The organism is Providencia sp. M-27 (genome assembly GCF_011077905.1).
GTDB lineage: Bacteria > Pseudomonadota > Gammaproteobacteria > Enterobacterales > Enterobacteriaceae > Providencia > Providencia huaxiensis.
The window spans coordinates 14,837-36,694 of the sequence record NZ_JAALBT010000013.1 but is presented as its reverse complement, the minus strand read 5'-3'; the positions used below and the strand labels follow the sequence as shown (position 1 = coordinate 36,694).

Genomic DNA, 21,858 nt, shown 5'->3' with positions numbered 1-21,858 from the left:
CGTTTTGTGCTTACTACTTTCGAAGCTAATAATATGCTTCTTTATCAAAATTAAAATTCTTTTCTCAGCCAACTGGTTATTTTACTAAACCATCCGCTAACTGATGCACGTTTTTCTACTTCGGTATCATCGCCTAAGTGACTTTCTTTACCGTAATGCAGAAGCCCTACTGCTGTTGAGTAATATGGCTCCTGCGCATAATCCGTTAACCCTGTGATGTTGAGCGGTGTACCAATTCGCACTTGCGTATGAAACACTTTTTGCGCACATTCGACTAGACCATCAATCTGTGCGGCTCCACCCGTCAACACGATACCAGCTGCCAAATGGTGTTTGACACCTTGTTGACGCAACTGTTCCTGTAAATTTAAAATTTCTTCATTTACTAAGTTTAACAGCTCAGTATACCGTGGCTCGATAACTTCTGCTAAGGTTTGGCGCTGTAAACTTCGTGGTGGTCGCCCACCAACACTTGGCACTTCGACAGTTTCATCTTTACTAACGATAGAACCGACTGCACAACCATGACGCACTTTAATGGCTTCGGCATCACTTGGAGGTGTTCCAAACGCATACGCGATGTCACTTGTCACCACGTTACCTGCATAGGGGATCACTTTCGTATGACGCAAAGCCCCACCAGTATAAACCGCCATATCCATAGTACCGCCGCCGATATCGACGACACATACACCTAATTCACGCTCATCTTCCGTTAAAACGCTATAACTTGCAGCGAGACCAGCAAAAATAAGCTGATCAACTTTTAACCCACAACGTTCAACGGCTTTAACAATATTTTTCGCCATATCGTTATGGCAGGTAATCAAATGAACTTTAGCTTGCATACGTACACCCGATAAACCAACTGGGTTTTTAATCCCTTCTTGGTAATCTATTGCAAATTCTTGCGGTATCACGTGCAAAATTCTGTGTTCATCACGAACACGCACTGATTTTGCTGTATGCACAACACTGTCAACATCTTCTTGCGTCACTTCTTCTTCTGAAACTGGCACCATACCAATTTCATTTTGGCAACTGACGTGCTTACCCGATAGTGCAAGGTAAACCGATGAAATTTGGCAGTCGGCCATAAGTTCCGCCTGATCAATGGCTCTTTGTACACATTTTACCACTGATTCAAGGTCGTTTACGCCACCTTTGTCCATTCCACGAGATGGACAACTTCCCACCCCAATAATATTAACCATACCATCGGGCAGAATTTCGCCAACAAGGGCTGATACCTTGGAAGTTCCAATTTCAAGGCCTACCACTAATTTTCTGTCCGTTGCTTTAATCATTTTTTCTGCCTAATTTTTGTTATTAGTCATCGTCTTTATTGTAACTCCGGTGGAGCATCGACCAAGAGTGGCGCCCAGCCCACCGCAGCACCACTGGAATAACGTAAGTCAACATAGTCAACACGTTTATCCGTTGTTTGCTGCAAAAGCGGATACAGTTCAAGGAACCTATTTAACCGCTCTGACACTTCTTTCTTACCTAATTCAATTCTAACATCGTTGTCTAAAATAATTTGCCATGCGTGTCTGGCTGTCATCGATAGTGATTTTAGCTTTAGGTTATGTGCCGCTAATGTGTTCTTAAAGATAGAATATTCTTTGAGAACCTCTTTCTGGCTACCTTGTGGCCCATAAAGCAACACATAATCCCCTTTACCATTTTCGCTAACCGGCAAATTAAATACTCGGCCTTGTTCATCCACCATGTTTTGATCATTCCACCTAGCGAATGGGCGGTATTCAACAATATGAATTTTCAATTCATCTGGCCATTGTTTACGCACTGTCACTTGGCGTACCCATGGCATCATACTTATTTGGTTTTGGATAGCGTTGACATCGACGGTCATAAACGTTCCCGGCTGCCCTAACGCTAAAATGGCCTTTCTGACATCATCATTTTTGGTGTAATGGCGTTCACCCGTTAGCACCAATTTAGACATCGGCAGCCTGTCAGCATCTTTCATCCAAGTCATCACCATCCAACCACTCCAGATGATAGTGCCAACCACAAATAGAAAGAAAAATAACCCACCTAAAAACGCACCATTACTTGGCCCTGAACGCGGGTCCTCGTCGTTCTTCTGATTATGATGCCTAACATTTAGTGCTGCTTGTGACATATCAACGAGCCAATTTCAAAATTTGTACAACTAACTGTGAAAAACTCATCCCTGCTTGACGAGCTGCCATCGGTACTAAGCTATGGCTTGTCATACCTGGCGATGTATTAACTTCCAGCAGATAAAATTGACCATCGTTATCTTGCATTACATCAACTCGTCCCCAACCTTCGCAGCCAACAACTTGGTATGCTTTCAGCGCTAAGTCTGTGAGTTCAGACTCGAGCTGTTCACCTAGGCCACTTGGGCAAAAGTATTGGGTTTCATCAGATAAATATTTCGCTTCGTAATCATAAAAAATACCCGGTGGTTGAATACGAATTGACGGCAGAGCGTTATCTCCCAACACTGCAACCGTGAACTCAGGGCCACTCAACCATTTTTCAATTAACAATGTTTCATCAAATTGAAACGCGAGATCCAATGCAGCGGGCAATGCCTCTAAGCTATCAACTTTACTCATGCCAACACTTGAGCCTTCTAGGCTCGGCTTCACAATGAGCGGTAACCCTAGCAATTGTACTTTAGCAACAATTTGTTCACGAGAAGCCTGCTTATACTGCTGCTTTGTTAAGTAAACATATGGCGACACACTTAGCCCTGCACCTTGCCATAATTGTTTTGTTCTCAGCTTATCCATGCTAAGTGCACAAGCCATAACACCACTGCCGGTATAAGGCAGATTTAATGTTTCTAGCAGCCCTTGCAATGTCCCGTCTTCACCACCACGGCCATGTAATGCAATAAAAACTTTATTGAAACCTGCATCTTTCAGTGTTTCTACAGGGAAATCTTGGGGGTCAATAGGATGAGCATCAATGCCTGCTTGGCGTAACCCCGCCAGCACAGCATTTCCTGACTGAAGTGAAACCTCACGTTCAGCGGATGAGCCCCCTAATAGAACCGCAACTTTCTCTGTCATTTTTATTCCTCAACCATCGGTGGCTGTAATTTTGCTTCTGCCAAGTTTTTGGCTATTTTACCAATATTTCCTGCGCCTTGAACTAAAATTAAATCATTTTCATCAAGAGTTTGAGCTAAAATATGTGGAATTTGTTCAGTATCTGCTACATAAATAGGATCAATCTGACCGCGGCCACGAATTGTTCTACATAATGAGCGGCTATCTGCACCCGGTACATGCTTTTCACCCGCTGAATATACATCTAGCATTAGCAGCACATCTACCTGCCCTAAAACATTAACAAAATCATCGTATAAGTCACGAGTACGAGTATAACGGTGCGGTTGGAATACCATAACAATGCGTTTATCTGGCCAACCTGCTCTCGCTGCTTTAATCGTTGCGTCAACTTCCGTTGGGTGGTGACCATAGTCATCGACTAGCATCACTTCCCCCTCTTTACCATTCACATTACGCAGAGGGAAATTCCCTAGGAAATCAAAGCGACGACCCGTACCTTGAAATTCAACTAGTGCAGATAAAATATGAAGGTCATCAATACCTTCTTCAGTTGCAACAGCAACGGCAGCTGTCGCATTAAGGGCATTGTGACGTCCCGGTGCATTTAGAACCACCGTCAGCTCTGGCATATTTTCACGGGCAATGGTGAAAAAGCCTTGATTTCCTTTTTGCTCATATTGGGTGATACGCACATCAGCGTCTTCACTAAAACCATAAGTGGTAATGTAACGACCAATTTTTGGTAGTAACGAGCGGATCACAGGGTCATCAATACACATCACTGCACGCCCGTAAAATGGCAGATTGTGCAAGAAATTAATGAACGTATTCGTTAAATTATCGAAGTCGCCTTGGTAAGTATCCATATGGTCTGCTTCGATATTTGTCACAACGGCAACTAACGGTTGCAAATGTAAGAACGAAGCATCGCTTTCATCAGCTTCTGCTATCAAGTAGCGGCTACTACCTAAACGCGCGTGTGTTCCTGCTGATTTAACTAAGCCCCCATTCACAAATGTAGGGTCAAGGCCTGCTTGTGCATAAATCCCAGAAATCATTGCTGTGGTGGTGGTTTTCCCGTGGGTACCTGCAACGGCAATACCATGACGGTAACGCATTAATTCAGCTAACATTTCTGCACGGCGAATAACTGGAATACGCAATTCTTTGGCGGCTTGAATTTCAGGGTTCTCGCTTGAAATCGCTGTTGATACGACGACAACGCTCGCATTTTCAACGTTCTCTGGGCGGTGATTAAAATAAATCGTTGCGCCTAATGCGGTTAATTGTTGTGTCACTGCATTGGGTGCTAAATCTGAACCGCTAATTTCATAGCCTTCATTTGCCAACACTTCAGCGATACCACCCATGCCAGCACCGCCGATGCCGACAAAATGGATGTGCCTGACTCTTCTCATTTCTGGCACTGATGTTCTTAATTTCGCTAATTGTTGTGTATTCACTATATTTCTTCGCTTCTAATTAATTCGGTATCAATTATGGCTAATATTATTTAGCCACTTTACAAATCACGGCAGCAACTCGTTCTGTTGCATCAGTAATTGCACAGCTATGCGCTTTTTCAGCCATTGAGAGTAATTCGTTTCTATCCCATTGCTCTAATAAGCTCGCCACAGCATCTGCGGTAAATTGTGACTGTTCTAAAATTTTAGCCGCCCCTGCTTTTTCTAGCGGTAATGCATTCCAATACTGCTGACGGTCTTTATGTTGAAAAGGAACAAAAATAGCCGGTAAACCTGCGGCTGCAATTTCACTTACTGTTAGTGCACCAGACCGACAGACGACAATATCTGCCCATGCGTAAGCTTGCGCCATATCATCAATAAATTCAGTAACTTTATACTCGGAATTGCCTGAAACTTGCATATGCTCATTATACAATGCTTCTGTTGATTCCTTACTGCCTTTTCCCGCTTGATGCCAGATATTTAACTGTTTGCCTACTTTTTCAGCAACAAGAGGCATCACTTGATTCAAAACCCGTGCCCCTTGGCTACCACCAACGACTAATACGCGTACAGCGCCTTCTCGGCCTGCTAAACGTACCTGGGGTGCCGGTAGTGCTAAAACATCTTCACGTACCGGGTTCCCGACAACTGGTGCGTCAGGAAATGCGCCCGGAAAGGCTTGTAACACTCTTTTTGCGATCCGCGATAACCATTTATTCGTTAAACCCGCGATTCCATTTTGTTCATGAAGCACAACGGGTACACCGCATTGCCATGCCGCAATACCACCAGGACCTGAAACATAGCCCCCCATGCCTAATACTGCATCTGGCTGATAACGTTTGATAATCGTTTTTGCTTGGCGGATAGCTTTATAAATACGCCATGGTGCCCCCAGTTGTGCGGCAATACCTTTACCCCTGAGTCCCGAAATTTGAATGAATTCAATATCGATACCATGCTTAGGGACTAATGTGGCTTCCATTCGGTCAGCCGTACCTAACCAACGGATCTCCCAGCCTTGAGCCTGCAAATAATGAGCCACAGCTAACCCCGGAAAAACATGCCCTCCGGTTCCACCTGCCATGACGAGTAATTTCTTTGCCTGACTCATTTAGTGCTCCTTACAAACGCCTGCGCTTTTTCAAGGCGTGTTTCAAAATCAATTCTCAGTAATATCGCAATGGCGGCAGCCATCACCAGTAAACTCGAACCACCATAACTAATTAACGGCAGTGTTAAACCTTTTGTTGGTAACATGCCTGATGCAGCACCGACGTTAACCAAAGCTTGGAAGGTAAACCAAATACCAATTGAACAAGCCAAATAACCACCGAATAATTGGTTCGACATCAATGCGCGACGGCCAATCATCATTGCCCTAAATGCCAGCATAAAGACCATCAGCAGAACCAATACAACGCCAAAGTACCCGAGCTCTTCGGCTAAAACTGAGAAAATAAAGTCAGTATGTGCTTCTGGCAAGTATTCCAATTTTTGTACTGAATTTCCTAACCCTTGCCCAAACATTTCACCACGACCAAAGGCCATTAAAGATTGGGTTAGCTGATAACCACTGCCAAACGGGTCATCCCACGGGTTCAAAAACGACGTCACTCGACGTAAGCGGTACGGCTCGAACCAAATCAAAGCCAATACCCCCACCGCACAAGCGGCAATACCAATAATAAAGGGGGCTAACCTTGCTCCCGCTAAAAACAACAAACCAAGAGTAGTTACCACTAATACGATAACGGTCCCTAAGTCAGGTTGTAATAAAAGCAATGACGCCATCACAATCAAAATACACATCGGTTTGATAAAGCCAAGAAAACGGGTTCTGACTTCATCAGACTTACGCACTAAATAACTGGACACGTAACAGAATAACGTAAATTTCGAGATTTCTGCCGGTTGAATTTTAACCAAACCGATATCTATCCAGCGAGATGCCCCGTTAACTGAACTCCCTGCCACCAGTACCACGACAAGCATGCCAAGTGAAACCATCAACAATACGAAGTTGTACTTTTCCCAAACCGCCATCGGAATACGCATGACACCTAGGGCTAAAATAAATGCGATGACGATATACACCACATCACGCTTAGCAAAATAAAAAGGATCTTCCGTTAAGCGCTGGCCAACTGGCATGGAGGCGGATGTGACCATAATAAAACCCACCGCGGCTAAACCGAATGCCAACCACACCAATGTACGGTCGTAAAGCGTTGAGCCTGAAATCACGCCATTTTTTTCACCAATGACCCAATTTTTTAAACGCATCGCACCCGGTATCGTCATTAACCTAGCTCCTGGGCTAATTGAGCAAAGACGGTCCCACGCTGCTCAAAACTTTTAAACTGATCCAAGCTGGCACATGCAGGGGATAACAACACCATGTCCCCCGCTTTTAATTGTGGCGCAATTTGGCGTAAGCTTTGTTCCATAGTTTCAGTCAATACGGATTTTTCAGGTGCCATATCGGCTAATGCTTTCCCATCACGACCAAAACAGTATAGACGGTAGTTATCCGCAGCAATATATTGTTTTAGTGGTGAAAAATCAGCTGACTTACCATCACCACCCAATAATAAATAGATATTGCCATCCACATGTAACCCATTTAACGCCGCTTCCGTACTTCCAACATTTGTGGCTTTAGAGTCATTAATCCAACGCACACCGTTGTTGAATAACACTAACTCGAAGCGATGTGCTAGCCCCGTATATTCTTTCAAGACTTGAAGGCATGCAGGGCGAGGAATATTTACGGCATCCGCCAATGCTAACGCGGCTAACCCATTGAGATAATTATGTTGACCCGTTAGGTGCATTTCGTTGACATCGAGCAGCTCTTTTCCTTTCGCCACTAACACCCGTTTTTGAGTATCAAAGAAATAATCACCACTATTTAAGCCAAAGCTTATGCATTCACCCAAAGTATGATTTGCGGGTAAGGTCAGCGCATCTTGTACGTTAACAATGCAGTTTTTAGCATTGTGATAAATTTTTAATTTTGCTTCACGGTACTGGTCTAGACCTAATGGATATCTATCCATATGATCTTCACTAATATTTAAGACTGTCGCAGCGGTCGCTTCTAGGCTTGATGTGGTTTCTAGTTGGAAGCTTGAAAGCTCTAAAACGTATAAACGATGCCCTGCATTGAGTAATGAAAGCGCAGGCGTACCAATATTTCCACCAACACCAACTGAAATACCCGCTACTTTCGCCATTTCACCCACCAATGACGTGACGGTACTTTTACCATTTGAACCGGTAATGGCGACAATCGGTGCATCCGCTTCACGGCAAAACAGTTCGATATCACCCACAATTTCGATGCCGTTTTCTGCCGCTTGCTGTAACTGAGGCGTTGCCAACGCAATTCCTGGACTAGCAACAATTAAATCGGCTGCTTGTAGCCAGCTATTATTCAAGCTACCGCTATGGCATTCCACACTTGCTGGGAGTTTGTCTACACCTGGCGGCACTGCACGGGTATCCATAACACGGGGTACAACACCACGTGCCAAGAAAAAGTGAACGCAAGATAGGCCGGTGATACCCAGCCCAATAATGACTACGTTCTTACCCTGATAATCGACCATATTAACGCACCTTCAAGGTTGCCAGCCCAATCAGGACTAACATTAGCGAGATAATCCAGAAACGCACGATAACACGTGGCTCTGGCCAACCCTTCAATTCATAATGGTGGTGAATTGGTGCCATACGGAAAATACGTTGTCCGCGCAATTTAAATGAACCGACTTGTAAAATAACTGACAGCGTCTCAACGACGAACACACCGCCCATAATCACTAATAAAAATTCTTGGCGCAGTAATACCGCAATAGTCCCTAGAGCACCACCAAGCGCCAATGAGCCAACATCCCCCATAAATACTTGCGCTGGATAAGTGTTAAACCATAAGAAGCCTAACCCTGCTCCAACAATGGCAGTACAGACAATCACTAATTCACCTGCATGGGGTAAGAATGGAATATGTAAGTAACTGGCAAAATTGACGTTACCTGTTGCCCATGCCACTAATGCAAAACCTGCGGCAACAAATACCGTTGGCATGATAGCTAAGCCATCCAAACCATCGGTTAGGTTTACGGCGTTACTGGTTCCAACAATCACAAAATACGTCAGCAAAATATACAGCATGCCCAGCTGTGGCATTACGTCTTTGAAAAATGGCACAACTAACTGAGTTGCCGGAGTATCTTTACCAATCGCGTACATGGAAAAGGCAACAATTAACGCAATCACGGATTGCCAAAAATATTTCCAACGGGCAATTAAACCACGAGTATCTTTGCGTACCACTTTACGGTAATCATCAACAAAACCGACAATACCATACCCAACGAGCACAAGCAGAACACACCAAACGTAAGGGTTGTCTAAGCGAGCCCATAGCAACGTTGAAACGGTGATTGAAAATAAAATCAATAACCCGCCCATGGTTGGGGTTCCACGCTTACTAAAGTGAGACTCAGGGCCTTCGTTACGAACGACTTGACCAATTTGCATTTTTTGTAGGTAAGCAATTAAATGAGGTCCCATCCACAATGCAATAGCGAGTGCTGTCAGCAAACCGACAATGGCCCTGAACGTCAAATAAGAGAAGACGTTCAGAACAGAAAACTTGTGGACCAACATTTCGGCAAGCCAGACTAACATTCGAAGCACTCCTTCAATGCATTCACCACATCTTCCATCGCGGAGCTGCGTGAACCTTTAACTAAAATAGAAACAACGTCCTTCTGCTGTGCTAGCGGAATTAGTCGGGTTAATAAATCTGCTTTCACTGTGAAGTGCTCACCACACTCACTAAATTGGCTGATCAACTCACTTAATTGACCAACACTGAATACTTTGTCTAAACCAGCCTGCTTAGCGGCAACACCAACACGCTGATGACAATCTTCTGCATAATCGCCCAGCTCTCCCATATCCCCAACCACCAAGATGCGGTAGCCCGGCATTTTTTCAAGGACATGAATTGCCGCAATCATCGAGCCATCATTCGCGTTATAAGTGTCGTCTAATACCACTTTGTGCTCACTCAAGCGCACTGGATATAAACGCCCTGGTACTGCTTGTGTTTTTGCTAAGCCGTTTTTGATGTCTTCTAGGCTAGCGCCAACTGAAATCGCCAATGCACTCGCTGCTAATACATTCGCGATATTATGTAGCCCTGGTAATGGCAAAGTGATATCAACGCTTCCAACAGGGGTATGTAACACAAAATCCGTAGTCAGCTGTTTCACTTGGATATCAGAAGGATAGAAATCCGCTTTTGCTTGTGGCGTTAGCGAGTAATGCCACACTGTTTGGCGTGGCTGAAACTGCCATTTTTCACTGTAGCTATCAAGGTTAACAATCGCGGTTCCTTCTTCAGGAACGCCTTGATAAATTTCACCTTTCGCTTTAGCAACCCCTTCAGGTGAACCAAAGCCCGCTAAGTGCGCAGCAAATAAATTGTTAACTAACGCCGCTTCTGGTTTAACAATATTGGTTGTGTAGGCGATTTCATTTGGGTGATTAGCACCCATTTCTATCACCGCGAAGTCATCATCATGGGTTAAACGAAATAGTGTCAAAGGCACACCAATATCGTTGTTTAAATTACCGGCAGTATATAAAGTTTTACCGCGCTCAGATAATATGGATGCGGTCATTTCTTTGACCGATGTTTTGCCTGAAGACCCCGTCAAACCAACAATTCGAGCTCTACTTTGCTGACGAACCCATGCTGCTAATTGGCCCATCGCAATACGCGTGTCTTTTACGATGACTTGAGGGCAATCCACTTCCAGTTTGCGCTCAACGAGTAATGCTTTCGCTCCCGAAACCACCACTTGCTGTACAAAATCATGGGCGTCGAAGCGTTCACCTTTTAAAGCAATAAAGAGACAATTTTCAGCAATTTTGCGGCTATCCGTACTCACTGCGCTAATCAAGAGCGTTGTATCTGCAACAGATTCAACCTGCCCTTGAGTTACTTGTGCCAATTGAGCGAGTGTTAGCGAGATCATGCGATTACCCCCAGCAGACGTGCTACCGTTAAACGGTCTGAGTAATCTAATTTACGATTGCCAATAATTTGATAATCTTCATGACCTTTACCAGCGATCACAATCACATCATCAGGAGATGCTTGTAAAATGGTGTTTGTCACGGCTTCTGGGCGACCCGGAATGGCCAAAGCACGGCTTGAGTCTAATAAGCCCGCCATGATGTCGTTGATAATATCAATTGGGTCTTCGCTGCGTGGGTTATCGTCAGTGATAACGATTTTATCTGCATACTCTTCTGCGGCTGCTCCCATTAGAGGGCGCTTGCCTTTGTCACGGTCACCACCGCACCCAAATACGCACCAAAGTTGCCCTTTACAATGCAAACGCGCTGCCGCTAAGGCTTTTTCTAACGCATCTGGTGTATGTGCATAGTCGACAACAACGGTCGGTTTGTTTGGTGCACTGAACACTTCCATTCGACCGCAAACGGGTGACAATGAAGAGGCCGCCGCAAGCAGTTTATCCAATGGATACTCCATCATTAGCAAGGTTGCCATTGCAACTAATAAGTTGCTGACATTAAATGCCCCCATCAGTGGGCTTTCAAATGCGCCTTTGCCCCAAGTGGAGTCAAAATGAATGGTCGCGCCCTTGTCGTGGTATTCCACTTCAGTGGCTTTCAACCATGGCCCTTGCCAGTTTGCTGGGATACGATTTTCCATCGTAACAGCGCAGGCTTGTGGTAAACGTTGTAGCCATTTCAAGCCAATAACATCATCTGCATTGATGATTTGCGATTTTGCATTATGTGTAGAAAACAATAGCCATTTCGCGGCTTCATAACTTTCCATGTCACCGTGATAGTCAAGGTGATCACGGCTTAAATTAGTAAACACAGCGGCATCGAACTGTAAAGCGGCAACACGACCTTGCACTAAGCCATGAGAAGACACTTCCATCGCGGTTAATGTCGCTTTTTGGTTTAATAACTGAGTCAATTCAAGTTGGATATCTACCGCAGAGCCTGTGGTGTTTTCGCTTGGTGATACATGGCCTAATAAGCCATTACCCACAGTTCCCATTACAGCGCTAGTTTCCCCTAGTCCATGAGCCCACTGAGCAATTAATTGTGTCGTGGTTGTTTTGCCATTAGTACCGGTCACGCCAACAAGTTTCATATTTGCTGATGGCTGCTGATAAAACTCACCCGCAAGAGCTGATAAACGGTTATTCAGGTCATTTAAATAAATAACAGGTACACCGTGAACAAAACGAATTTCGCCTTCAACGGCTTCACCTTCTGCTTCCGCTATCACAGCGGAAACCCCTTGAGCAATCGCTTGAGGAATATAGTGTCGCCCATCCGATTGATGGCCTTTTATTGCAATAAACAGATCGCCCGCGGCAGCCTTTCGGCTGTCTAGCGTCATCTCACGTAGTGAGATTGGAGTTGTGCTCACACCAAAGGGTGAGAGTAGATCACAAAGATTACGATCTGCCACTTTTAACCTCTTTTTGACTATTTACAATTTCATTTTGTTCATTTGGTTGCAATGCATCGGGTTCAACGTTCATCAACCGTAAAACGCCTCCCATAATCGAACCAAATATCGGTGCAGATACTGCACCACCATAATAACTACCCGCGCTTGGCTCATTAATAAGCACCACTAACGCATAGCGTGGATTGCTCGCAGGAGCAACACCAGCAGCGTAAGCTAAATATTTATTAATATAACGCCCTTCAGGACCCACTTTTTTCGCAGTCCCTGTTTTAATCGCAATACGGTAGCCTTTAATTGCCGCTCGTGCTCCCCCGCCTCCGGGTAAAGCCACGCTTTCCATCATATGAACCACTGTTCGCATGATTGGTTCAGGAAAAACGCGTGTTCCTGACACAGGAGGATCAACTTTTGTGATGGATAGCGGCCGATAAATACCAAAACTACCAATGGTTGCGTAGGCTCGCGCTAACTGTAACGGTGTTACCATTTGCCCGTAGCCAAAAGAAAAGGTGGCCCTATCTAAATCAGACCACCGTGTTTTTTTACTTGGAAAGATGCCACTACTTTCCCCGACTAACCCCAGATTAGTCGGCTTGCCAAACCCAAAGCGGCTATACACATCCACCAGCTCAGTGGCAGGCATCGCTAACGCAAGTTTTGAAACACCTACGTTACTCGACTTCTGTAAAATCCCAGTAATTGTTAGCTCTGCATATCGTGCTACGTCTTTGATTTCATGGCCGCTAATACGATATGGATAAGTATTAATTACTGAGTTTTCTTTAATAATTCTGTTATGTAGCGCACTCATTACCACCATCGGTTTTACCGTCGAACCCGGTTCGAAAATATCCGTAATGGCGCGGTTACGCATTGCATCCATTGATGTACCGGTTAAGTTATTTGGGTTGTAGGATGGGCTATTCGCCATAGCTAAAATTTCACCGGTATGAACATCCACTAAAATTGCCACACCCGATTCAGCTTTGTTTTCCTGCACGCCACGTGTTAGTTCACGGTAAACAATCGATTGAATTCGTTCATCAATACTTAATGTCAAATTATGCGCAGCTTGGCTGTCAATAGACGAAATCGTTTCAATCACTCGCCCATTACGGTCTTTGCGGACAGTACGTTCGCCCGGAGCACCTTTTAACCAACGGTCAAAGCTTTTTTCAACCCCTTCAATCCCTTCACCATCAATGTTTGTTACCCCCAATAAGTGAGCGGTAACTGGGCCTGATGGGTAATAACGACGAGATTCTTTGCGTAAGTAAATACCTGGTATTTTTAATTTTTTAACGTAGTCACCAATAGAGGGGTTAACTTGGCGCGCTAAATACACAAAACGGCCTCTTGGATTGGCCGATATTTTGCTCGTAATTTGTTCTAGTGGAATTTCAAGTGCGTCTGCCAGTGCTTTCCAGTGTTCGTCATTGCTAATCCCCCCTTTTTCAAACACCTCTTTGGGGTCTGCCCAAATCGCATTGACTGGCACACTTACCGCCAGTTGCCGCCCTTCTCGGTCGCTGATCATACCTCGAGAGGTTGCAACTTCTTGCACTCGTAAAGAGCGCATATCGCCTTCTTTCACCAGTTTCTCTGGCGCAATAATTTGCAGATAAGCCACCCGAGTTAGCAACCCTGCTAACGCCAAGACAATGCATCCGCACAGCAAAATAAAGCGCCAGCGGACAAAGCTGGTGCTTTCTTCTTGTTTCTTATTTTTCGCTGTTTTTGGTGCTTTCATTAGGAACCTTTTTATTGCTTAGAAACAATAATTTTTTCTTGTGATGGTTCAACTTGTACCATCTGTAATTTTTCAACCGATAAACGTTCTATTCGGCTATGGCTCGCAAGGGCATTTTCTTCAAGGATCAGATTGCGCCATTCGATATCTAATAAGTCTTTTTCTTCATACAATTTATCTTTTGCGGCCGTTAACAAACGCGTTTCATGTGCGGTAGTCACGACAAAAACGGCACTAATTATAATTGCAGACAATAAAATCAAAGGAACGATGCCATAACGAAATAAATCACGCCCAATGACGCGTGCTAGGCTGTGCCTTTCTGGAACCATTATTCCGCCGCCTTTTCAGCAAACCGCAACACAGAACTCCGTGCGCGTGGATTTTCGTCAATTTCGTTTTCAGAAGGTTTCATCTTGCCTAGGTCACGTAACTGCGCTGCGCCTAATGCTTTAATCTGCGTTTCAGTTAGCGGAATACCTGCTGGTACTGATGGCCCTTTACTGTTTTTGCGGATAAACCGCTTTACTAACCTGTCTTCCAAAGAATGGAAGCTGATAACCGATAAACGACCTTGTGGAGCTAAAACGTTCATTGCGCCTTCTAGCGCTTTTTCTATCTCTTCCAATTCACTGTTGATATAAATCCGTATGGCTTGGAAGCTACGCGTCGCTGGGTGTTTGTGCCGATCTTTCATCGGGCTAACTTTTGCGATTAATTCAGCCAGATGCCGTGTGCGTGTTAATGGCTCTTCTTCTGGGTTATGGTTACGCTCAACAATCGCTCTCGCAATTCGTTTCGCAAAACGCTCTTCACCAAAAGTTTTTAAAACCCAAGCAATGTCATCCGCTTCTGCGTCCATCAACCATTGCTGTGCAGATTGCCCTTTGGTTGGGTCCATTCGCATATCTAACGGCCCGTCACGCATAAATGAAAAGCCACGCTCTGGGTCATCTAACTGCGGTGAAGAGACGCCTAAATCCAGCAATACACCATCAATTTGCCCAACTAAACCTTCTTCTTCCACATACTCTGCAATCGCAGAAAATGGGCCGTGTTTAATCATAAAACGAAGGTCATCAATTGCTTGAGCTGCTTTTATCGCTTCTGGGTCACGGTCAATGGCGATCAACCGCCCTTGTTCGCCAAGCTGGCTTAATATCAGCCTTGAATGGCCCCCACGCCCAAATGTGCCATCGATATAGATACCGTTAGGTTTAATGTTTAAGCCGTTCACGGCTTCATCCAGTAATACTGTTACGTGTTTAAATTGCTGTTGCGTCATTATTAAAGTGACAAATCCTGTAAGCGGGCTGAAAGTGGTTCATTGGTAAGGCGCTCAGCGGCAATGTCATCTTCCACTTGCTGATACCAAGTTTGTTCATCCCAAAGTTCAAATTTATTAATCTGGCCAACCAACATGACCTCTTTTGTTAGCCCTGCATGCTGACGCAATGTATTGGCTAACAAAAGACGCCCCGCGTTGTCCATTTGACATTCACTTGCATGGCCCAGTAACAGCCGTTGCACGCGTCGTTCCGCTGGGTTCATCGTCGATAACCGAGAAAGCTTTTCTTCGATAATCTCCCACTCCGGTAAGGTATAAAGCAGTAGGCACGGCTGGTGAAGGTCAATGGTACAGACCATTTGCCCTTTCGATTCCTCGTTCAGCATACCTCGGTAACGAGTCGGCACGGTTAGACGCCCTTTGCTGTCGAGATTAACCAGTGTTGCCCCACGAAACATACCCGATTATACCCCTTTTATTTTCAACTCACCCACTTTACCCCACAATTCACCACATATAAAGTTTACGAATGGTATGAAAACGTTGTCAAGCCAGTCGCACTCAGCTTTAGCTTTATTTACAGAACAATTCAGAAAAAATAAGGATAGGTAAAATATAACTTGGAAAGAAAATGGGAAATAACAGGTTGATATAATTAATATATTTTATAGAGTGCAACTTAAATAAGCGTGATCACTATAGATTGCTGCAAAATCATACAAATCATCATAAATTCAACTTATGTCTCATTTTTAATCAGTATATCTTGTACCGGTAATTTACTTTTATTGAGTCCTCAAATAATCGTTAATATCTAGTGATGATAAAATCACCTCGAAAGAAAAATAAAATCATTAAATATCAACACAATAAATAACTGTTTTAATAAACAGTATTCAATTTTAAATATTTATCGCACGAATCAATAATACACCCACAATAAATTTGTATTAATTTCATAATCCAATTTAGCTTTCATTTTAAAATCAGCAATAAATATATTAAGATAAATCCTAAAGTTAAATATTTACCTATTTTTAGCCTATAAAAAAAAAGCCCCTACAAGATAGGGGCCGTTATATTACTCATTATTGTGACTAACATCACTCATTATCGTGTAAATATTCACTATTCGATTAAAGTTAAGTCTATTTTATTACTGCTTACGACCTAAGCTTCCGCGGCGACATAAATCACGACGAATACGAGTAATACCCGCTTCTGGTTTTTGCTTTTCATCAAGGCTGGCAAGTACCAGTTCTAAGATACGTTCAGCGATATCTCTATGACGCTGTGCAAGGGACAACACTGGGCATTCAAGAAAATCTAATAGCTCGTTATCACCAAATGTGGCAACAACCATGTGCTCAGGTAAACGACCACTGCGCTTCAACGCAACATCCAAGACACCTTGTAGTAAGGAAAATGATGTTGTAAATAACGCGTCTGGCATCTCATTACCGCTATCCAGCCAATGCGCAAACACCTCTGCGGCTGAATCGCGTTCATAGCTATTTGCATACAGGTAATCAATCTTGCGCGGGTCTTCATTCCACGCCTTACGGAAACCTTGTTCGCGTAGATAACTGACTGACAGTTCAGGTAACGCCCCTAAATACAACACTGACTCAGCTTTAAATTTGCGTAATTCTGCTGAAATCATGAAAGCATCTTCTTGGTCATCACCAACGACACTAATAAAGTGTTCTTTTTCAAGGGCTCTATCAAGTGCGATAATCGGTAACGAACGGTTCGCCCAACGCTGATAAAACGGGTGCTCTGGCGGTAATGCTGTCGAGACAATAATCGCATCAACTTGCCGCTGTAAAAGGTGCTCAACACAACGAATTTCATTGTCGGGTTGGTCTTCCGAGCATGCTATCAGCAATTGATAACCACGTTGACGCGCCTGCCTTTCAAGGTAATTTGCTATACGGGTATAGCTAGTATTCTCCAAGTCAGGGATCACTAACCCAATCGAACGGGTGCGCCCTGCTCGTAGCCCCGCAGCAACTGCATTTGGATGGTAATTGTGTTCTCTGACGACTGCCATCACTTTTTCTACAGTTTTATCGCTGACTCGATACTGCTTGGCCTTGCCGTTGATCACATAACTAGCCGTTGTGCGGGAAACACCCGCTAGACGGGCTATCTCATCCAGTTTCACGTTAACCTCTTTACAATTTTGGGAATAGCCCCGAGTCATTCGGGGCCTTAAACGCGTTTATTCTACCTTCGGATGATAAATTTTTCATCGCATAATTTTATCACCGCGTGAAACACCGACGATCCCTGAACGTACAACTTCAACAATTTCAGCAACACCACGTACTGATTCGATGAAAGCATCCAGTTTTTCGCTTGTTCCCGCTAGCTGAACGGTATAAAGCGTTGGAGTGACGTCAACAATTTGTCCACGGAAAATATCCGCACAACGCTTCACTTCGTCACGCCCATATCCAGAGGCTTGTAGCTTCACTAACATGATTTCACGTTCGATATGTGCTGACGCCGTCAGCTCACTGACACGCAACACATCAACCAATTTATGCAGTTGTTTCTCAATTTGCTCAAGAACCTTTGCATCCCCTTTCGTTTGGATAGTCATACGTGACAAGGTTGGGTCATCTGTTGGTGCAACGGTCAAACTTTCAATATTATAACCACGCTGAGAAAACAGACCGATGACACGGGACAAAGCACCTGATTCATTTTCTAATAAAACGGATAAAATACGACGCATGATCAGGTCCTCTCTGTTTTGCTCAACCACATTTCATCCATTGCACCACCACGGATCTGCATTGGATAAACGTGCTCAGTTTCATCAATATTGACGTCAACGAAGACTAATCGCTGATTTTCATTCACTTCAACAAGGGCTTGTTTTAGTTTTTCTTCCAGTTCATCAGGTGTTGATATTGAAATACCAACGTGGCCATACGCTTGCGCTAACTTGATGAAATCAGGCAATGACTGCATGTAGGATTGTGAGTGACGGCCTTGATAAATCATATCCTGCCACTGCTTTACCATACCTAAGAAACCGTTGTTTAAATTGAGAACCAAAACCGGTAAGCCATATTGCAGAGCGGTTGAAAGCTCTTGGATGTTCATCTGGATGCTGCCATCCCCCGTCACACAGACAACGGTCGATTTTGGATGCGCTAATTTCACCCCTAATGCAGCAGGCAAACCAAATCCCATCGTTCCAAGCCCTCCTGAGTTTATCCAATGGCGAGGTTTATCAAAGGGATAATACAATGCCGCAAACATTTGGTGCTGCCCAACGTCAGACGTCACATAGGCTTCACCTTTTGTTAAACGGTAAATCATTTCAATGGCTTGTTGTGGTTTAACTTTGGTTTGGCTTGTTTCGTAGCGTAAGCATTGTTTACTACGCCATTGTTCAATTTCTTTCCACCATGAGGTGAGTGCTTGGCTATCTTGTTTAGCTGAAGCTTGGTCTAACTGACCTAACATTTGCTTTAATGTGAGTTTCGCATCACCCACGATTGGGATATCCGCATTAACTGTTTTTGAAATAGACGTTGGGTCAACATCAATTTGAATGACTGTCGCATTTGGGCAGTATTTTTCTAAATTGTTCGTTGTTCTATCATCAAAACGAACCCCAACGGCAAAAATCACATCAGAGTTGTGCATAACCTTGTTGGCTTCGTATGTTCCATGCATTCCAAGCATCCCGACAGACTGCTTGTGAGTTTCTGGGAAAGCCCCTAACCCCATTAAGGTTGATACCACTGGTAATTGCAGTTTTTCTGCCAACTCAATAAGTTCAGCAGAGCAATTCGCGTTAATCGCACCCCCGCCAATATAGAAAACTGGTTTTTTTGCCGAAACCAATTTGGTTAATGCTTTTTTGATTTGCCCTTTGTGGCCTTGCAACGTTGGGTTATAAGAACGCAAAGAAACGTTTTCGGGATAACGGTAAGCAAACTTTAAGGCAGGGTTAACGGTGTCTTTAGGGAAATCAATCACTACAGGACCGGGGCGCCCACTTGCCGCAATATAAAAAGCCTTCTTAATAGTTTCAGGAATTTCTTCTGCGCTTTTAATTAAAAAACTGTGTTTAACTATTGGCCTTGAGATCCCAACCATGTCGCACTCTTGGAACGCATCATTACCAATTAGCGAGCTTGCAACCTGCCCCGATAACACCACCATCGGTACAGAATCCATATACGCGGTCGCAATACCAGTAATAGCATTCGTTGCCCCAGGGCCGGATGTCACTAACACGACCCCCACATCCCCTGTTGAACGTGCATAACCATCAGCCATATGCACCGCAGCCTGTTCATGACGCACTAATATGTGTTCTACCCCGCCAACTGTATGAAGTGCATCATAAATATCTAATACTGCACCGCCTGGATAACCAAACACGTGCTTTACTCCTTGGTCAATCAACGATTTGACGACCATTTCCGCTCCCGACAACATCTCCATGAGTTTGCCCCCAGACATTATTTGCAAGTGAAGAGGTATGATCTACCCCTTTATTTTTATCATTTAAATTATGAAATTCGTGCTATTAACATATCGCTCTGGCTGAAACGAAGCAAACACCATTTCAGTGCAAGGATCACGAAACTTTCACATCATCTTGAACATGGGTATTTGATAGATAAATTGACTGCAGATAAAAATAATGGGAGGAAAAATGACTGGTATGAATGAAAATACAGTGCCAATTTAATTAGTTGGCACCGTTAAAATTGTGATATTAAGCGATTATCTGAATAAATTGATAAAAATAGAACAAAAACAAGGCCCAACCTACCCATAATACGGGTAAGCCAGGTTACTTAAGTTATAAATTATTCTTTGTACATTGATTCAATTTCTAATTGATAGCGCTCAGAAATAATTTTACGTCGCAGCTTTAAAGTCGGTGTTAATTCGCCTTTTTCCATTGAAAAAGTTTTGGGTAACAAAGTAAAGCGCTTAACTTGGTGGAAGTTTTCGATATTTTTCTGTAAATCTCTTAAACGGTTTTCAAATAATGCCACAATATTCGAGTCTTTTAAGAGTTCTAAACGATCCCGATATTTCAAATTTATTGAGTTCGCATATTCTTCTAGGCTCTCATAGCAAGGTACGATCAGCGCTGAAACAAACTTGCGTGCATCAGCAATGACTGCAATGTGTTCAATAAACTTGTCTTGCCCTAATACGCCTTCAATCATTTGTGGTGCAATATATTTTCCGTTAGACGTTTTCATTAAATCTTTTAGTCTATCTGTAATATATAAATTGCCTTGTTCGTCAATTTTCCCTGCATCACCCGTTTTAAGCCAGCCATCTGCTGTAAACGTATCTAAGGTTTCAATCGGGCGGTTGTAATAGCCTTTCATAACCACCGGCCCTTTCACTTGTATTTCATCGTCCCTGCCAATACGCACTGAAACAGAAGATAGCGGTGTACCAATCGAGCCTAATGGGTATTTGCCCTCTTCCCAGCAAGATACCGTGGCGCAGGTCTCTGACATACCATAGCCATATTTGATGTTTACCCCTGCGGAAAGGAAAAACGCAATCACATCGTCATCTAGACGAGCGCCTGCGGCTGGCATGAAGCGAATTCGTCCACCTAATCCTTCACGAATTTTATTGAGTACCAGTTTATCGGCTATCGGGAAAATAGCGCGGTTAATAAAAGAGGGTTTGCGGCCTTTGGCTAAGGCTTTCACACGCTGCTTGCCAAGAGATATTGCGCAGCGAAATAGCGCTCTACGCACTAGAGGCGCTTTTGCTACTTTACTTTGTATTGCTGAATAAACTTTTTCATAAAAACGAGGAACCGCACACATCACTGTTGGTTTTATCTCAGCTAACGCCTCCCGGACCTGATTCGTGTCCGTTAAATAAACGTTTAGTGCGCCAACGTGCATAACGTAAAAGCTCCACGCACGTTCAAAAACATGTGAAAGTGGTAAGAAACTTAAAGAGACATCATCAGCAGTTAGTTGTAATCGTTCGTCATGGAGATACAGTTGCGCAGCCATGTTGTAGTAATCCAACATAACGCCTTTTGGTTCTCCGGTGGTGCCTGATGTATAGATGATGGTGAATAAATCACTGAGATTATGTGCAGCGATGCGTTCATCAAGTTCTGCTTGGTATGTCGCTTGTGATTGCGCCATAAAGGTGGATAAATGCAATGTGTCGATTGAGATATCAGCTAACTCAACATTGTCATTCATCACAACAATCGTCGTTAATTGAGGGCAAAGAGCGGGTAATTGGCATGCAACTTGATATTGCGCATCGTCCCCAACAAACAGCACTCTAATATTCGCGTCATTAATAATATACGCGGCTTGCTCGATACTGCTAGTTGCATAAAGTGGCACCGTGACTGCCCTAATTTGTAGCGCGGCAAAGTCAACCAATGACCAGTTCATACTGTTATGGGCAAATAACCCAATATTTTCTTGTGCGATAACGTTTAATGCTAAGAGACGCAGAGAAATCGCTGATGTACGATCGCCTACCTCACCCCACGTTAATGAGCTTCGTTGCCCGTTATCCCATTGACTGAAAGCTATCCGGTTCGCTGATTCGTGTGCAGTGACCCTGCTACGTAAGCGATTAACCAAGTGGTATGGATATAGATTTTCAGTAATCAAAGTGTATTCCCTATAAGTCATTATCGATATAAGTTACCCGGCACATTCACAAGCACTTAACCATTCTTATTATTTCAG

Annotated in this window: 18 protein-coding genes; all 18 read right to left on the bottom strand. The window is 43.8% G+C overall.

All coding sequences use genetic code 11. The features are described 5' to 3' along the window. Positions 1-50 precede the first annotated feature (50 nt). Entirely contained in the window at positions 51-1,307 is a 1,257-nt protein-coding gene (gene ftsA / locus G6Q48_RS16630; RefSeq protein WP_004262024.1) for a cell division protein FtsA, read from the bottom strand. A gap of 35 nt (positions 1,308-1,342) precedes the next feature. Then, complete coding sequence (gene ftsQ / locus G6Q48_RS16625) at positions 1,343-2,149, bottom strand: cell division protein FtsQ (RefSeq protein ID WP_102137396.1); 807 nt, start codon at positions 2,147-2,149, stop codon at positions 1,343-1,345. Position 2,150: 1 nt separating this feature from the next. Beyond that, positions 2,151-3,071 carry a D-alanine--D-alanine ligase gene (locus tag G6Q48_RS16620; RefSeq protein ID WP_102137395.1) on the bottom strand — a complete coding sequence of 307 codons (921 nt, stop codon included), beginning with the start codon at positions 3,069-3,071 and terminating at the stop codon, positions 2,151-2,153. Between the two features lie 2 nt (positions 3,072-3,073). Then, positions 3,074-4,537, bottom strand: coding sequence for a UDP-N-acetylmuramate--L-alanine ligase (gene murC / locus G6Q48_RS16615; RefSeq protein WP_102137394.1), 1,464 nt, complete (start codon positions 4,535-4,537; stop codon positions 3,074-3,076). A gap of 46 nt (positions 4,538-4,583) precedes the next feature. After that, positions 4,584-5,657, bottom strand: a complete 1,074-nt coding sequence (murG, locus tag G6Q48_RS16610) for an undecaprenyldiphospho-muramoylpentapeptide beta-N-acetylglucosaminyltransferase (protein ID WP_166267644.1) — start codon at positions 5,655-5,657, stop codon at positions 4,584-4,586. Then, positions 5,654-6,847, bottom strand: coding sequence for a cell division protein FtsW (gene ftsW, locus G6Q48_RS16605; RefSeq protein ID WP_102137392.1), 1,194 nt, complete (start codon positions 6,845-6,847; stop codon positions 5,654-5,656). Before ftsW ends, murG begins: the two co-directional genes overlap by 4 nt. After that, positions 6,847-8,157 (bottom strand): UDP-N-acetylmuramoyl-L-alanine--D-glutamate ligase, encoded by a 1,311-nt coding sequence (gene murD / locus G6Q48_RS16600; RefSeq protein ID WP_166267642.1) that lies wholly within the window; start codon positions 8,155-8,157, stop codon positions 6,847-6,849. The genes ftsW and murD overlap by 1 nt, the downstream gene beginning before the upstream one ends. Before the next feature lies 1 nt (position 8,158). Beyond that, positions 8,159-9,241, bottom strand: a complete 1,083-nt coding sequence (gene mraY, locus G6Q48_RS16595; protein WP_004262035.1) for a phospho-N-acetylmuramoyl-pentapeptide-transferase — start codon at positions 9,239-9,241, stop codon at positions 8,159-8,161. Then, the gene (gene murF, locus G6Q48_RS16590) at positions 9,235-10,599 is read right to left on the bottom strand and encodes a UDP-N-acetylmuramoyl-tripeptide--D-alanyl-D-alanine ligase (protein ID WP_166267640.1); all 1,365 of its coding nucleotides are present in this window, start codon (positions 10,597-10,599) and stop codon (positions 9,235-9,237) included. Before murF ends, mraY begins: the two co-directional genes overlap by 7 nt. Then, positions 10,596-12,083, bottom strand: a complete 1,488-nt coding sequence (murE, locus tag G6Q48_RS16585) for a UDP-N-acetylmuramoyl-L-alanyl-D-glutamate--2,6-diaminopimelate ligase (protein WP_166267638.1) — start codon at positions 12,081-12,083, stop codon at positions 10,596-10,598. The genes murF and murE overlap by 4 nt, the downstream gene beginning before the upstream one ends. Beyond that, entirely contained in the window at positions 12,070-13,836 is a 1,767-nt protein-coding gene (gene ftsI / locus G6Q48_RS16580) for a peptidoglycan glycosyltransferase FtsI (protein WP_166267636.1), read from the bottom strand. The genes murE and ftsI overlap by 14 nt, the downstream gene beginning before the upstream one ends. An 11-nt stretch (positions 13,837-13,847) precedes the next feature. Further along, positions 13,848-14,168, bottom strand: coding sequence for a cell division protein FtsL (ftsL, locus tag G6Q48_RS16575; RefSeq protein WP_102137387.1), 321 nt, complete (start codon positions 14,166-14,168; stop codon positions 13,848-13,850). Continuing rightward, positions 14,168-15,121, bottom strand: coding sequence for a 16S rRNA (cytosine(1402)-N(4))-methyltransferase RsmH (gene rsmH, locus G6Q48_RS16570; RefSeq protein ID WP_166267634.1), 954 nt, complete (start codon positions 15,119-15,121; stop codon positions 14,168-14,170). Before rsmH ends, ftsL begins: the two co-directional genes overlap by 1 nt. Before the next feature lie 2 nt (positions 15,122-15,123). Then, a complete protein-coding gene (gene mraZ / locus G6Q48_RS16565) occupies positions 15,124-15,582 on the bottom strand; it encodes a division/cell wall cluster transcriptional repressor MraZ (RefSeq protein ID WP_102137385.1) in 459 nt (152 codons plus the stop codon). A gap of 698 nt (positions 15,583-16,280) precedes the next feature. Then, positions 16,281-17,291 (bottom strand): catabolite repressor/activator, encoded by a 1,011-nt coding sequence (gene cra / locus G6Q48_RS16560; protein WP_166267632.1) that lies wholly within the window; start codon positions 17,289-17,291, stop codon positions 16,281-16,283. An 84-nt stretch (positions 17,292-17,375) separates the two neighbouring features. Then, positions 17,376-17,867: an acetolactate synthase small subunit gene (gene ilvN / locus G6Q48_RS16555; protein WP_004262045.1), complete on the bottom strand. Its 492-nt coding sequence runs from the start codon at positions 17,865-17,867 to the stop codon at positions 17,376-17,378. A 2-nt stretch (positions 17,868-17,869) separates the two neighbouring features. Beyond that, the gene (gene ilvI / locus G6Q48_RS16550; RefSeq protein ID WP_102137786.1) at positions 17,870-19,597 is read right to left on the bottom strand and encodes an acetolactate synthase 3 large subunit; all 1,728 of its coding nucleotides are present in this window, start codon (positions 19,595-19,597) and stop codon (positions 17,870-17,872) included. A gap of 371 nt (positions 19,598-19,968) precedes the next feature. Then, the gene (locus tag G6Q48_RS16545) at positions 19,969-21,801 is read right to left on the bottom strand and encodes an AMP-dependent synthetase/ligase (protein ID WP_207393051.1); all 1,833 of its coding nucleotides are present in this window, start codon (positions 21,799-21,801) and stop codon (positions 19,969-19,971) included. Positions 21,802-21,858 lie beyond the last annotated feature (57 nt).

Bases quoted from the DNA above. Each gene is read 5' to 3' on its own strand.
- ftsA (WP_004262024.1), bottom strand. From the start codon at position 1,307: ATGATTAAAGCAACGGACAGAAAATTAGTGGTAGGCCTTGAAATTGGA.
- ftsQ (WP_102137396.1), bottom strand. From the start codon at position 2,149: ATGTCACAAGCAGCACTAAATGTTAGGCATCATAATCAGAAGAACGAC.
- G6Q48_RS16620 (WP_102137395.1), bottom strand. From the start codon at position 3,071: ATGACAGAGAAAGTTGCGGTTCTATTAGGGGGCTCATCCGCTGAACGT.
- murG (WP_166267644.1), bottom strand. From the start codon at position 5,657: ATGAGTCAGGCAAAGAAATTACTCGTCATGGCAGGTGGAACCGGAGGG.
- ftsW (WP_102137392.1), bottom strand. From the start codon at position 6,847: ATGACGATACCGGGTGCGATGCGTTTAAAAAATTGGGTCATTGGTGAA.
- murD (WP_166267642.1), bottom strand. From the start codon at position 8,157: ATGGTCGATTATCAGGGTAAGAACGTAGTCATTATTGGGCTGGGTATC.
- mraY (WP_004262035.1), bottom strand. From the start codon at position 9,241: ATGTTAGTCTGGCTTGCCGAAATGTTGGTCCACAAGTTTTCTGTTCTG.
- murF (WP_166267640.1), bottom strand. From the start codon at position 10,599: ATGATCTCGCTAACACTCGCTCAATTGGCACAAGTAACTCAAGGGCAG.
- ftsI (WP_166267636.1), bottom strand. From the start codon at position 13,836: ATGAAAGCACCAAAAACAGCGAAAAATAAGAAACAAGAAGAAAGCACC.
- ftsL (WP_102137387.1), bottom strand. From the start codon at position 14,168: ATGGTTCCAGAAAGGCACAGCCTAGCACGCGTCATTGGGCGTGATTTA.
- rsmH (WP_166267634.1), bottom strand. From the start codon at position 15,121: ATGACGCAACAGCAATTTAAACACGTAACAGTATTACTGGATGAAGCC.
- mraZ (WP_102137385.1), bottom strand. From the start codon at position 15,582: ATGTTTCGTGGGGCAACACTGGTTAATCTCGACAGCAAAGGGCGTCTA.
- ilvN (WP_004262045.1), bottom strand. From the start codon at position 17,867: ATGCGTCGTATTTTATCCGTTTTATTAGAAAATGAATCAGGTGCTTTG.
- ilvI (WP_102137786.1), bottom strand. From the start codon at position 19,597: ATGGAGATGTTGTCGGGAGCGGAAATGGTCGTCAAATCGTTGATTGAC.
- G6Q48_RS16545 (WP_207393051.1), bottom strand. From the start codon at position 21,801: ATGACTTATAGGGAATACACTTTGATTACTGAAAATCTATATCCATAC.